11 protein-coding genes are annotated in these 13,334 nt (G+C 66.6%); 8 read left to right on the top strand and 3 right to left on the bottom strand.

Annotated elements, in window-relative coordinates; genetic code table 11:
* Positions 1-4: 4 nt before the first annotated feature.
* The 3 genes from moaB to AC1DVS_RS17525 are packed head-to-tail and all read right to left on the bottom strand — an operon-like array spanning position 5 to position 3,115.
* Positions 5-532, bottom strand: a complete 528-nt coding sequence (moaB, locus tag AC1DVS_RS17535; RefSeq protein ID WP_478025184.1) for a molybdenum cofactor biosynthesis protein B — start codon at positions 530-532, stop codon at positions 5-7.
* Positions 522-2,327, bottom strand: coding sequence for a lytic transglycosylase domain-containing protein (locus AC1DVS_RS17530; protein WP_478025182.1), 1,806 nt, complete (start codon positions 2,325-2,327; stop codon positions 522-524). The genes moaB and AC1DVS_RS17530 overlap by 11 nt, the downstream gene beginning before the upstream one ends.
* Complete coding sequence (locus tag AC1DVS_RS17525; protein ID WP_478025180.1) at positions 2,324-3,115, bottom strand: uracil-DNA glycosylase; 792 nt, start codon at positions 3,113-3,115, stop codon at positions 2,324-2,326. Before AC1DVS_RS17525 ends, AC1DVS_RS17530 begins: the two co-directional genes overlap by 4 nt.
* 115 nt (positions 3,116-3,230) lie before the next feature.
* Between AC1DVS_RS17525 and AC1DVS_RS17520 the strand changes: the two genes are divergently transcribed.
* The 8 genes from AC1DVS_RS17520 to AC1DVS_RS17485 all read left to right on the top strand — a co-directional run bounded on the left by AC1DVS_RS17520 (position 3,231) and on the right by AC1DVS_RS17485 (position 13,321).
* Positions 3,231-4,886, top strand: a complete 1,656-nt coding sequence (locus AC1DVS_RS17520; protein ID WP_478025178.1) for an electron transfer flavoprotein-ubiquinone oxidoreductase — start codon at positions 3,231-3,233, stop codon at positions 4,884-4,886.
* A 52-nt stretch (positions 4,887-4,938) separates the two neighbouring features.
* The gene (locus AC1DVS_RS17515) at positions 4,939-6,510 is read left to right on the top strand and encodes a tetratricopeptide repeat protein (RefSeq protein WP_478025176.1); all 1,572 of its coding nucleotides are present in this window, start codon (positions 4,939-4,941) and stop codon (positions 6,508-6,510) included.
* Positions 6,507-7,334, top strand: coding sequence for a 4-(cytidine 5'-diphospho)-2-C-methyl-D-erythritol kinase (locus AC1DVS_RS17510; protein ID WP_478025174.1), 828 nt, complete (start codon positions 6,507-6,509; stop codon positions 7,332-7,334). The genes AC1DVS_RS17515 and AC1DVS_RS17510 overlap by 4 nt, the downstream gene beginning before the upstream one ends.
* 211 nt (positions 7,335-7,545) lie before the next feature.
* A complete protein-coding gene (locus AC1DVS_RS17505; RefSeq protein WP_478025172.1) occupies positions 7,546-8,280 on the top strand; it encodes an N-formylglutamate amidohydrolase in 735 nt (244 codons plus the stop codon).
* Between the two features lie 9 nt (positions 8,281-8,289).
* The gene (gene ilvD, locus AC1DVS_RS17500) at positions 8,290-10,011 is read left to right on the top strand and encodes a dihydroxy-acid dehydratase (protein WP_478025170.1); all 1,722 of its coding nucleotides are present in this window, start codon (positions 8,290-8,292) and stop codon (positions 10,009-10,011) included.
* Between the two features lie 339 nt (positions 10,012-10,350).
* Entirely contained in the window at positions 10,351-10,752 is a 402-nt protein-coding gene (locus AC1DVS_RS17495; RefSeq protein WP_478025169.1) for a hypothetical protein, read from the top strand.
* Positions 10,749-12,140 (top strand): NAD(P)H-hydrate dehydratase, encoded by a 1,392-nt coding sequence (locus tag AC1DVS_RS17490; protein WP_478025167.1) that lies wholly within the window; start codon positions 10,749-10,751, stop codon positions 12,138-12,140. The genes AC1DVS_RS17495 and AC1DVS_RS17490 overlap by 4 nt, the downstream gene beginning before the upstream one ends.
* Positions 12,137-13,321, top strand: coding sequence for a class I SAM-dependent RNA methyltransferase (locus AC1DVS_RS17485; protein WP_478025165.1), 1,185 nt, complete (start codon positions 12,137-12,139; stop codon positions 13,319-13,321). Before AC1DVS_RS17490 ends, AC1DVS_RS17485 begins: the two co-directional genes overlap by 4 nt.
* Positions 13,322-13,334: the final 13 nt, after the last annotated feature.

Genomic DNA, 13,334 nt, shown 5'->3' with positions numbered 1-13,334 from the left:
GCGCCTATCGTTCCATCAGCCGCGGCATCAATTCGACGAAATTGCAGGGGCGATGGCGGCTGTCGAGCTGATCCTTGAGGATGCCGTCCCAGGCATCCTTCACCGCGCCGGTCGATCCCGGCAGCGCGAAGATATAGGTGCCGCGTGTCACACAAGCGCAGGCGCGCGACTGGACGGTGGAGGTGCCGATCGTCTGGTAGCTGAGCCAGCGGAACAGCTCGCCGAAACCGGGAATCGGCTTGTCCTGGATCCGCTCGATCGCTTCCGGTGTCACGTCACGGCCCGTAACGCCGGTGCCGCCGGTGGTAATGATGCAATCGATCTGCGGGTCGTCGATCCAGGCATGGAGCCGGCTGACGATCGCGGCGACCTCATCCTTTGCGATGGCGCGGTCGGCAAGCACATGGCCGGCAGCGCTCAACCGGCCAACCAGCGTGTCGCCCGACCGATCATCGGCAAGCGTGCGGCTGTCCGAGACGGTGAGCACTGCGATCCTGACCGGCAGGAACGCTGCGTCCTCATCAATTGGCACTGGCGACCGATACCGGCTGTGCCTGGACGTTCTGGCTGCTGATCGGCTGACCGCTATAGCTCGGTACGGTCGAGCTCAACCGCACTGCGGTCGCGCCTGGCATGCCCGGGAAGCGCGGCCACAGGCCCTGGGCCAGCGCGGCACGGCTCGGCGAGGCGGTCTTGCCCGTCTCGCCCTCATACATCCAGTAGTTGCGCAGCACGGTCGTTACATAGCCGCGCGTCTCCCAGAAGGGGATCGATTCGATATAGAGCAACGGGTCGCCGCCATCGCGGGCCTGGGCGTTCCACGCTTCGACCGGGACCGGGCCGGCGTTATAGGCGGCAATCACCTTGGGCAGCAGTCCGCCCGTGCAGGGCTGGTCGCGCAGCTGCTCCAGATAGCTCTGGCCGACTTCCATATTGGTGCCGGGCCGGCTGAGCGCCGAACGATCGAAGGTGCGGCCCTGTTTGCGCGCGATATCAGTCGCGGCACCGGGGCGGACCTGCATCAGGCCGTAAGCGCCGGCGGGGCTCACCACATCAGTACGGAAGCGCGATTCCTGGAGCGTGTGAGCGAATACCAGCGCCTTGTCGACGCGCCAGCCGCCATCGGGCGTCCAGTTCGGCGCCGGATAGCGCGCCTCGACCGGCGGGGTCGCGCCGACCGGGCCATTATGCGACAGCCAGACGAGCGTGCCGGGCAGGCTGAGGGCAGAGGCGAAACGCACCAGCGAGGGAAATTCGGAAGGATCACCGATCCGCGCCTGCTGCTTGATGACTTCATCGGCGAGCGTCGCCTCGCCGATCTCGACCAGCGCTGCGGCGACGCGGATATTCGGGCGGCGCGCGAGCGTCTGCCAGTCGCCGGCCATCACGCTGTCGCTGGCCCGGGTCGGCGGATCCTGAATGTTGAGCGTCTGGCGTGCGAGCAGGCCGTAAAAGGTCTCGCGATACTGCGCTGCGTTCTTCAGCCGGCCTTCGACAAGATCGAATCGGCCGCACTGCATATCGGCGCGTGACGCCCAGAACAGGCCCGCCGCGCGCAGCTCGATATCGGTCGCACGTGCCGCCACCGTCTGGAAGCCGCGGGCGGCTGCGTTGCAATCATGCTGACGCCATGCCGCGAGTGCGCCAACCCAGTCACCCTGGACCGCCCAGTCGCCGAACCCGGTCGACGCCTTGGCCGCCATCGCCCGAGCGTTATTGTCGTCGCCCTGTAGGAAATAGATCCAGGAGACTTTCTGCTGCCACTGAGTCAGCGCGTCAGTGGACAGGCCGGGTGTGGACTCGAGCAGTGCCTGGGCGCTCGGGCCGTCATCGGCCTTGATGAAGGGCTGCATGCGGATCGCCAGCTCGGCGGTCGACATGTCTGTGGGGATGCTTTTCGCGCGTGAACGGGCAGGGGCGCCGTCGATCCAGCTGAGCCGCCGCGCCTCGGGCAAAGGCGGCAGGCCGACCCCGCCGCGCGAGCTCGCCATGGTCGCGATCTGCTGGGCCTGGGGAAGTTCGGGGGCTTCGCTCAGCAACTTCATCAGCGGATCGAGATCTGCCTTGGGCGAACCCTTGGCGGTCAGCATCTCGGCGCGCGCCATTGCGTGGAGCGGGCCGGGCTTCATCGAATCGAGCTGGAGCTGGGCGTCCTGCCATTTCTGGTCGCGGATGCTCTGGAAGACGCCGCGATATCCGGCGCGCTGCTCGGCATCGAGCTGCGGAGGGATGAGCGTGGCGTTGGCAGCGCGCGGAGCCTCTGTGGCATGGGCGGCGGCGAAAGGCGCCAGCGCCAGGGTGCAGGCAAGGATGAATTTCGGCGTCACGTATCGGTCCCCGATTTGTCTGGCCCTGATATTTCCAGGCTTCCGATCAGCATCTGCAAATCTTTCCATGCTTCGGCCTTTGCGGCCGGCCGCTCGAGCAGGAAGCGCGGGTGGAAACTCGCGACTGCCTGGGTTGCAGCATCATTGCCCATTACGGACTCTTTGCCGCCATTCAGGTTAACCACGTGTAAACTACCGCGTGCCCGGGTCGCATCGGCCCCGAGCAGCGCACGGCTCGGCGCATTGCCGAGGAGCAAGAGCCGTTTTGGCCGGGCTAGCAGGACATGATGCCGCGCAACCTCGTTGAGCCGATCCTCGATCTCGGGTGATACCCGGCCCGCCACCGGGCGCGTAGCGCAGACCGGCACGAGGTAGATCGATGCACGATCCCGCCCGATCGCGGCGAGCATACGATCGAACAACCGCCCCGCCGCGCCGCTCATCAAAATGCCGCTATCGGCATCCTCGCGCTCGGGCAGGTCGATCATGACCATGATATCGGAGGCCGCCGAGCCCTGCGCCGCGATCGGTCGGCCGGGCCAGCCCGCTTCCGGAGCATCAGGGCCGATACGCCATGCCTCGAACGCCGCGAGCGTATCGGGCAGCGGGATGATTTCCGCTACGGCAGCGAGCGTGGCAGTGGCGCGGGGCGCGGTTTTCGTCGGTTCGACGGCGGCCAGCCAGTCGCGGGGCGCCTCATCGACAAGCGCATCGACGCCGGCCTCGCGCCACCAGTCGATCGCGCTTGCCGCTGCAGTCTGCCAGCTTATGTCTAGGTCTGCCCCCATGGCTACTGTTAGACTCACATGTTGACGCCGCGGTCAATTCGCTGGCACCGCAGCATGGACAGGACGTTGCTGTGGCGCGACGAGAGCGCCCGCTAAGTCCCGATTGGAGACGATGATGAGCGAACGTGAGTCCATGCCCTATGACGTCGTGATCGTCGGCGCGGGCCCTGCCGGCCTGTCCGCGGCGATCCGGCTCAAGCAGCTGGCGGCTGAAAAGGGCGCCGAGATCTCTGTGTGCGTGCTCGAAAAGGGCTCCGAGGTCGGCGCCCATATCCTGTCGGGTGCGGTGGTCGATCCCAAGGGGCTCGACGAGCTGATCCCCGACTGGCGCGACAAGGGCTGCCCGCTGGCCGAGGTACCCGTCACTGACAACCAGCACTGGATTCTCGGCAAGAAGAGCAAGTTCGGCATGCCGCACTTCATCACGCCGCCGTTCATGCACAACAAGGGCACCTATACCGGCAGCCTCGGCAATCTGTGCCGCTGGCTCGCAGGTCAGGCCGAGGAGCTCGGGGTCGAGATATTCCCGGGCTTCGCGGCCGCCGAAATCCTGTTCAACGACGACGGGTCGGTGAAGGGCGTCGCGACGGGCGACATGGGTGTCGCGCGCGACGGCACTCACAAGCCCGATTATACGCCGGGCCTCGAGCTCCATGCCAAATACACGTTTTTCGGCGAGGGGGTGCGCGGCCATCTCTCGAAGGAACTGATCCGCATCTTCGATCTCGCCAAGGATGCGGAGCCCCAGGTCTACGGGCTCGGCGTCAAGGAATTGTGGGACATCAAGCCCGAGCACCATGTGCCCGGCAAGGTGATCCACACCCAGGGCTGGCCGCTCAGCGACGGGGCGAATGGCGGGGGCTTCTTCTATCACCAGGCGAACGGGCAGGTCGCGATCGGCTTCGTCACCTGGCTCAACTATTCCAATCCCTATCTGTCGCCCTTCCAGGAGATGCAGCGCTGGAAGACCCATCCGGCGATCGCCGCGATGCTCGAAGGCGGCAAGCGCGTCTCGTACGGCGCACGCGCGATCAGCGATGGCGGACTGCAGTCGCTTCCCAAGCTGGTGGTTCCGGGCGGGGCGCTGATCGGCGATTCCGCCGGCTTCCTCAACGTGCCGCGGATCAAGGGCAGCCATACCGCGATGAAGAGCGGGATGATGGCGGCGGATGCTGCGTTCGAAGCCGTTCAGGCGGGCCGCGAGCAGGATGAGCTGAGCGCCTATCCGGACGCCTTCGAGAAGAGCTGGGTCAAGAAGGAGCTCTCGATCGTCCGCAATGTGCTGCCGCTGGTGGAGCGGTTCGGCGACCAGCTCGGTACCGTGCTTGCCGGCATCTCCATGTGGCTCGAATATCTCGGGCTGAAGCTTCCCTTCACCATGAAGCATCATCCGGACAATGAGAGTCTGTGGCGTAAGGACCAGGTGAAGAAGATCGAGTACCCGAAGCCCGATGGCGTGCTGACCTTCGACCGGCTGTCCTCGGTGTTCCTGTCCAACACCAACCACGAGGAGGATCAGCCGGTCCACCTCACACTCAAAGATCCCAACATCCCGGTCGACTATGATCTGCCGATGTATGACGAGCCGGCGCAGCGTTATTGCCCGGCGGGCGTTTACGAGATCGTCGGCGAGGAAGAAGGCAATCCGAAGTTCGTGATCAACGCGCAGAACTGCGTCCACTGCAAGACCTGCGACATCAAGGACCCGACCCAGAACATCAACTGGGTGGTCCCTGAAGGCGGCGGAGGGCCGAATTATCCGAACATGTGATCGCCCCCTGGTCATTTGGGCCGTCATTGCACCGGCTCTGGCGGTAACGCTTGTGACCGCGACGCCGGCCTGGGCTGACCGCGGGACCGACGATCTCGCCGCTTATGCCCGCGCGCGTGCCGCCGATGGCGACGGCAGAGTGGAGCTGGCGGCCGCCGCCTATGCCACTGCGCTGGCAGGGTCACCGAGCAATGGCGCGATTGCGCGCCGCACCTATCGCGAGGCGCTTGAAGCCGGCGACGACGCGCTGGTCGATCGCGCAATCCTTGCGATGGAGCGGGCCGGCGATCCGGCGCCGCCCGATGTGGCTGTGCTCGGATATGCGCGGGCGCTTCGTGCCGGGGATGCCCCGTCGACCAAGGCGCAGCTCGCACAGATTGCTGCCGGACCGTTCGACTTCGTCGCGGGCCTGCTGGCCGCATGGCAGACTTATGACGCCGGCGGCGACCCGTTGGCTCAGCTCGACACAGCGCGGAGCAATGCCGTCGCACGCCGCTACATCGCCGAGAACCGCGCCTTGCTGCAAATCGCTGCCGGCAAGACCGACGAGGGCGTTCTGGGGCTGCAGGCGCTGCTCGGTCCCGATCAGGCGAGTCTCGATCTGCGGGTCAATGCGGCACAGTTGCTCGCTGCCAAGGGCAAAGGCGATGTCGCGCGCAAGCTTCTGGTCGGCAACGACCCGACGATCGTGGCGCTGCGTGGGTCGCTGGGCGCTGGTGTTCAGCCTTCCGCCGCGTTCGGTGCGTCGCGGCTGTTCACGCGGCTGGCTTCGGATCTCGCCCAGGGCGACCCGACTCCGCTCACCATATCGCTCAGCCGGGCAGCGCTCAGACTGGACCCGGGCGATGATCGCGCCCGCATATTGCTGGCACAGACACTCGCGCGCGGCGGCGTCACCGAGCGGGCGTTAACGACCCTGGCCGAGATCGCCGAGGCGAGTCCGTTTCATCAGGCCGCGCTCGAGTTGCGGATCGCGATCCTGACTGACGCTGGACGAAAGAGCGAAGCGCTGGCGGCCGCGACGCCGCTTTCGGCTCGGAAGGATGCGACCAGCGAGGATGCGACCCGGCTTGGCGCCTTGCTGGTGGCCAATGATCGTTTCGACGAGGCGGCAAAGGCCTATCGGACTGCCATCGTGCGCGCGGGCGCGCAGGCGCCCTGGACGCTCTATCTTCAGCTCGGCGGTGCGCTCGACCAGGCGGGGCACTGGCCGGAGGCGCGCGCCGCGCTCGAAAAGGCGGTTGCGATGGAGCCGAACGCGGCGGTTGCGCTCAACTATCTCGGCTATGCCCGCATCGAACATGGCGAGGACGTCGCCGGCTCGCTCGCGATGCTCGAACGCGCCAGCACGCTTCAGCCGGACCAGCCATCGATCACCGATTCGCTTGCCTGGGCCTATTTTCGGAATGGCGATGCGGCCAAGGCGCTGCCCCTGTTTGAGCGCGCCGCGCAGGGCGAGCCGGGCAATGCGACGATCCACGAGCATCTCGGCGACGCACTCTGGTCGCTCGGCCGGCGTTATGAGGCGCGCTATGCCTGGCGTGCGGCTGCGATCGTCGCCGATGCCGACGACAACGCGCGGCTTTCCGGCAAGATCGCCAACGGGATGCGCGCGACGCCGTGATCGTCGAGAGGGCACCCGCGAAGATAAACCTCGCGCTGCACGTCCGTGCACGGCGCGATGACGGTTATCATGAGATTGAGACGCTGTTCGCCTTTCTGCGTGACGGGGACGAGTTGCGACTGGCGCCCGGGCCGGCTTCGTTTGCGATCGAGGGGCCGTTTGGTCCGATCTTGTCGGCCGAGGGCGATAATCTCGTCACCCGCGCCGCTGCGGGGTTTGCGGCTGCCTTCGGCGTAGCGAACGAGGGGGCGTTCACTCTCGTCAAGAACCTGCCGGTCGCCTCCGGCATCGGCGGCGGATCGGCGGACGCGGCGGCGGCCTTGCGCGCGCTGGCCCGGCGCCACGGAATAGCGAGCGAGGATCCGCGGCTTTTCGACTGTGCCGATGCGCTCGGGTCCGATGTACCGGCCTGCCTGCTGGGGCAGAGCGCTCTGGGGCGGGGCAGGGGCGAGCAGCTCGAGCCGCTCGAGGGCCTGACGGACATGCCGGTGCTGCTCGTCAATCCGGGCGTGGCGGTTTCGACCGGGGCTGTGTTCGCCGCCTGGGACCGCGTGGATCGGGGGCCAGTCGGGGAGGGCGATCTGCTCGAGCGCGCGCTGCTCGGGCGCAATGATCTTGAGGCACCCGCCCATTCTATCGCGCCGGTGATCGGCGAGGCGCTGGCGCTGCTCGGCGGGACGAAGGGCACCAGGCTGGTGCGCATGTCCGGTTCGGGCGCGACCTGCTTCGCGCTTTACGAGCACCCCGATGATCGCAGCGCCGCCGCCGAGACCGTCCGCCGCGCCCAGCCCGGCTGGTGGTGTCTCGAATCGACACTCGCGTGACGCTTTTCTGCCCCGATATGGGACAGCCCCGCTTTCACTCGCTGCGCCCAGCCTTCTGTGGCCCGCTTGGCACCGCTCTTGCTGAGCATTGTCCGAACGGGTCCGGCGCTCAGGCTGCCGCGCCCGCTGATGATCCCCGGTCGCCCCGGGCGTCATCTCCCCATGAGGGCGGCGGGCGCGAGTCCGCCGTCCTTTTTGTTGGCGCCAGCCAATGAGCGCGCCGCTGATCCTGCCCGGCCCGCCCGGCGGCATCTTGTTGATCTGCGATCACGCATCCAACGCGGTGCCGGGCGATATCGACCTCGGCGTCGATCCGGCGCTGCTCGACAAACATATCGCCCTCGATATCGGCGCCGGGCCGCTCACCGAGCGACTGGCCGCGCGGCTGAACGCGCCCGCGATCCTTGCCACCGTCTCGCGGCTCGTCATCGACCTGCACCGCGAGCCCGACCATCCCGCGCTGATCCCGCTGGCGAGCGACGGCTATGCGATCCCCGGCAACGAAACTGCTGACCGCGTCGATCGCATCGGGCGTTTCCATGATCCGTATCACGACGCCCTTGCCGCCCTGATCGAAACGCACCGGCCGATCCTGCTTGCCTCGATCCACAGCTTCACGCCCGAACTTGAGAGCGGCGGGTCAGGGGAGCGCCCCTGGCAAATCGGCATCCTTTCGAACCAGGACCGCCGCGCCGCCGATCGCTCGATCCGGCTGTTGACTGAAGCGGGCGTGATGACCGGCGACAACGAGCCTTATTCAGGCCGCCAGCTCAACGCGACGCTCAACCGGCATGGCGAGGCCAATGATATAGCGAGCGTCGCGATCGAGGTCCGCAACGACCTGATCAGCGACGATGCCGGCGTCGAGCGCTGGGCTGATATTCTTGCGCCCGTCCTCGCCGAAATCAGCAATATCCTTGCGTCGGGGCGCCCTTCCGCGACATAGGGCGCCGCCATGACTCAGACATTCGACAAATCGAAGCTCCCCAGCCGCCACGTTTCCGTGGGCCCGGAGCGCGCCCCGCACCGCAGCTATTATTACGCGATGGGGATCGCCGAGGAGGATATCGCCAAGCCGTTCGTCGGGCTCGCCTCGGCGGGCAATGACAGCGCGCCGTGCAACACAACGCTCGATGCGCAGGCCAATGCCGCCCGCGCCGGCGTGATCCAGGGCGGCGGCATGCCGCGGCGCTTCAACACCATCACCGTGACCGATGGGATCGCGATGGGCCATCAGGGGATGAAGTCCTCGCTGGTCAGCCGCGAAGTGATTGCCGACTCGGTCGAGCTATCGGTCCGCGGACATTGCTATGACGCGCTGGTCGGCTTTGCCGGCTGCGACAAATCGCTGCCGGGCATGATGATGGCGATGCTTCGCCTCAATGTACCGAGCATCTTCGTCTATGGCGGCTCGATCCTGCCCGGGCGCTATCATGAGCGCGACGTCACCGTGGTGGACGTGTTCGAGGCGGTGGGCCAGCACGCCGCCGGCAATTGCCCGCTCGCCGACCTGACCGAGCTCGAAAAGGTCGCCTGCCCGGGCCACGGCGCGTGCGGCGGCCAGTTCACCGCCAACACCATGGCGTGCGTCGGCGAGGCGATCGGCCTGTCGCTGCCCAATTCCAACATGGTGCCGGCGCCTTACAGCACCCGCGAGCAGATCGCGGTCGCCGCCGGTGCTCAGGTGATGGAGCTGATCGGCCTCAACATCCGCCCACGCGACATCTGCACCCGCCAGGCCTTCATCAATGCGGCGCGGGTTGTCGCGGCGACCGGCGGCTCGACCAACGGTGCGCTGCATCTGCCGGCGATGGCGCATGAGGCCGGTATCGATTTCGACCTGTTCGACGTAGCTGAGGCTTTCAAATCAACGCCTTATATCGCCGACCTGAAACCCGGCGGTAAGTATGTGGCGAAAGACATGTACGAGGCGGGCGGCGTGTACATGCTGATGAAGACCATGCTTGCGGGCGGCTTCCTTGACGGCAATTGCCTGACCGTCACCGGCAAGACGCTGGGCGAGAATATCGACCAGGTGACGTGGAACCCGGACCAGAAGGTCATCTACGACGTCAAGACTCCCTTGTCGCCGACGGGGGGCGTGGTCGGGCTGCGCGGCAGCCTCGCACCCAACGGAGCGATCGTGAAGGTCGCGGGCATGCACCGGCTTCAGTTCACAGGCCCGGCACGGGTATTCGACTGCGAGGAGGACACCTTCGCCGCTGTCGAGGCGCGTTCGATCAACGAGGGCGAGGTGATCATCATCCGTTATGAAGGGCCCAAGGGAGGACCCGGCATGCGTGAGATGCTCTCGACCACAGCTGCGCTCTATGGCCTAGGCATGGGCGAGAAGGTCGCGCTGATCACCGATGGGCGCTTCTCCGGCGCGACGCGCGGCTTCTGCATCGGCCATGTCGGCCCCGAGGCGGCCGAGGGCGGCCCGATCGCCCTGGTCGAGGATGGCGACATCATCAGGATCGATGCCGAGGCCGGCACGATCGACCTCGATGTGGCTGAGGACGTCCTGGCCGAGCGCCGCGCGCGCTGGCAGCCGCGCAGCAATGATTATCAGTCGGGCGTGCTCTGGCGCTATGCGCAGAATGTCGGTCCTGCCTATAAGGGCGCGGTCACGCACCCCGGAGCAGCGGCCGAAACCCATGTCTACGCGGATATCTAGGGCGACCCCGCATCTGGCCAATGGCTGGCTGTTCCTGGCTGTTTTTCCGGGTTTATTTTTTTGCTGGCTGTTAATTCCAACTCTCCGAGGACTATTTCGTTATTTCTCAGTGGATTATGGCAAATCCGGTGTTGGAAATAACAGCCAGCTAACAGCCAGCATAACAGCCAGGTATCAGCCAGCATCGCTGGCTGTTCCAGGCAAGAACAGCCAGGCGTGTCCGATATGATTTCGACGCTGAGAAAGAGCCGGACGATGCCCGAGATGCGCCGCGTCCGATGCCACCCTGGCACGGCGCCGTTACCGGTTGAATCAAGGTATCAGTCAGGCAGTGGCAGATTGGTCCGGCCCGCCGCTGCATCGCTCCTCTTCCTGCTTGCTGCCTGCGGTGAGGCGAAGACGGATCATGCTACCCTCGCCAATGTCGAGGCGGAGCAGCGCGCCGCTGCCGAGAGCGGCGACAACATCATCTGCGCCCATCAGGGCTCGTCGGATTTCGCCCGGGTGTGCACCGTGGAGCGCGAACAGGGCGCCGACGGCCTGATCCTGACCCTGCGCCACCCGGACGGCGCCTTCCACCGCCTGCTGGTGACGAGGGATGGCCGCGGCGTAATCGCCGCTGACGGGGCTGAGAAAGCCGTGGTGACGATCCTCGGCAACGACAGCATCGAAGTCGCGCTTGGTGGTGACCGTTACCGGTTACCGGCGACGGTGCGCGGCAAGACGTCGCCTGGATCATGACGCCACTCGCCTGGAAGCCTATCCTGACCGCTGCGGAGATGCGCGCGGCCGAAGCAGCGGCGATCGAACAGGGCGCGACCGTGGAGAGCCTGATGGCCTGCGCTGGCCGTGAAGTGGCGAAGGTGGTTTACAGGCTCGCAGCGGGTGCTCCCGTCCTGATCCTGTGCGGCCCGGGCAATAATGGCGGCGACGGTTATGTCGCGGCAACGGCGCTTGCCGAAGCCGGGCTCCCGGTCCGCGTTGCCGCCAGCGGGCCGCCGAAGAGCGTCGCAGCGAAAGACGCTGCCTCGCGCTGGACCGGGCCGGTTGAGACGCTCGCCGACGCCACGCCATCACCCGTTCTGGTCGATGCACTGTTCGGGACCGGCCTGTCGCGCCCGCTCGATCCGGAGATTACCCGCTGTCTCGACTATCTCAGCTATCGTGCGAGGCTCGCCATAGCGGTCGATCTGCCGAGCGGGGTCGGGACTGATGACGGGGCGTGCCTCTCGGACGTGCCGGCCTTCGACCTGACGCTTGCACTCGGGGCGGCCAAGCCGGCGCATCTGCTGCAGCCGGCTGCCGACCTCTGCGGAACGGTCCGCATCCTCGATATCGGTGTGCCGGTGCAGAGCAACGCTTACACCCTCGGCAGACCTTTCGTTCCCTGTGTCAGCTCGGAATCGCACAAATACAGCCGTGGCATGGTGGCGATCATTGGCGGCGCAATGCCGGGCGCGGCCGAACTGGCGGCACAGGCGGCCCTGCGTTCCGGCGCCGGCTATGTGTTGCTCTTCACCGAAGCGAGCGCTCAGGCGCCGCATGCCGTGGTTCGCCGGCCGTTCGCCCCCGATGCGCTGAACGACAAAAGGATCGGCGCGGTGGTCATCGGCCCCGGCCTCGGCCGCGACACCGAGGCAGAAGCCCGGCTCGACCATGCGCTTGCATCGGCCTGCCAGCTGGTCATCGACGGCGATGCGCTTCATCTGCTTGACGACCGGCGCCTGGCACTGGTCCGTGACCGCGACGCCGCCGTGATCATGACGCCACATGCGGGCGAGTTCGACGCGCTGTTCGGCAGGGGCTCAGGCAGCAAGATCGATCGTACTCGCGCCGCAGCTGCGCGGGCCGGGGCGACGATCGTATTCAAGGGTGCCGATACCGTGATTGCTTCGCCGACGGGCCTTGTCCGGGTCGCGCAGGACGCCAACCCCTGGCTTTCTACCGCTGGCACAGGCGATGTGCTTGCAGGCGCGATCGGCGCTGTGCTCGCCACTCCGATCGAGCCTCCCTTCGAGGACGCCTGTGCCGGCGTCTGGCTTCACGCACAGGCCGCGCGTCGGCTCGGTGCCGCGTTCACCGCCGACGATCTTGCTGAAGCGCTCACCGCGGTTCGAGCTACGCTGTGACCGACACGATCATCCGCGTCGCCGCTCGGGGTGATGGCATCACCGCCAACGGCCGCCACGCTGCGCTGGCGGCGCCTGGGGACGCATTAACCGCCGAAGGGCAGGTCATCCCCGGCCCGCATCACCAGATGCCGCCGTGCCGTCACTTTCCCGTTTGTGGCGGGTGCCAGCTGCAGCATCTCGATGACGAGAGCTATGCCGGCTTCATCACGGATCGGATCAGCGGTGCACTCGGCGCACAGGGGCTGAGCGCCGAGATCCGTCCACCTGCGCTGTCGCCGCCGCGCACCCGGCGCCGGGCCGCGCTGCAGGCGGAGAGCAAGGGCGGGAAGATCCGGATCGGCTTCAGCGAGGGCTCGAGCCATAATCTGGTCGATATCCAGGAATGCTGGATCCTGACGCCGGCTTTGTTCGCGCTGGTGGCGCCACTGCGCGGGCTGCTGGCGCGGTTTCTCAAGGGTAATCGCCGGGCGCGGTTGCATCTCACCGAGGCCGATCAGGGGATCGACCTGCTGATCGAGGGGATCGAGGCCGAGGGGCTGGCCGCGGCCGAGGCGATCACTGCTTTCTGCCAGCGCCACGGTGTTGCGCGCTTTGCGATCGACAATGGGCTTGGGCCTGAGACGCGCTGGGAGCCCGAGCCGGTCACCATCACGCTTGGCGGCGTGCCGGTGCCGATGCCGCATGGCAGCTTCCTCCAGGCGACGCGTGAGGGCGAGGCGGCGCTGATCGCGGCTGTGCGTGAAGCGGTGGGACAGGCGGGCACGATCGCTGATCTGTTCGCCGGGCTCGGCACCTTCGCGCTGGCTTTGCCCGGCCGGGTCTATGCCGGCGAGGCGGCGCGTGACGCCATAATGTCGCTCAAGGCGGCGGCCGCGACGGTACAGCGCCCGGTTTTCACCGAGCATCGCGACCTGTTCCGCCGGCCGCTGACCACAGCCGAATGCGATCGGTTCGATGCCGTGGTGCTTGATCCCCCGCGTGCCGGAGCTCGTGAGCAGGTCGAGCAGCTGGCTGACGCCAAGGTGCCGGCGATTGCTTATGTTTCGTGTAATCCCAGTAGCTTTGCGCGAGATGCGGAGATTATGTGCAAGGGTGGCTATGCTCTTGAGTGGGTGCAGCCGGTTGGGCAGTTCCGTTGGTCGACGCATGTGGAACTGGCTGCGCGGTTCAGCCGGTAACCCGCTTCTCTTC

It is taken from the genome of Sphingomonas sp. P3_C5, assembly GCF_056402635.1.
Note: the sequence above shows the minus strand (reverse complement) of the source record. Positions and strands in the feature narration are given on the sequence as shown.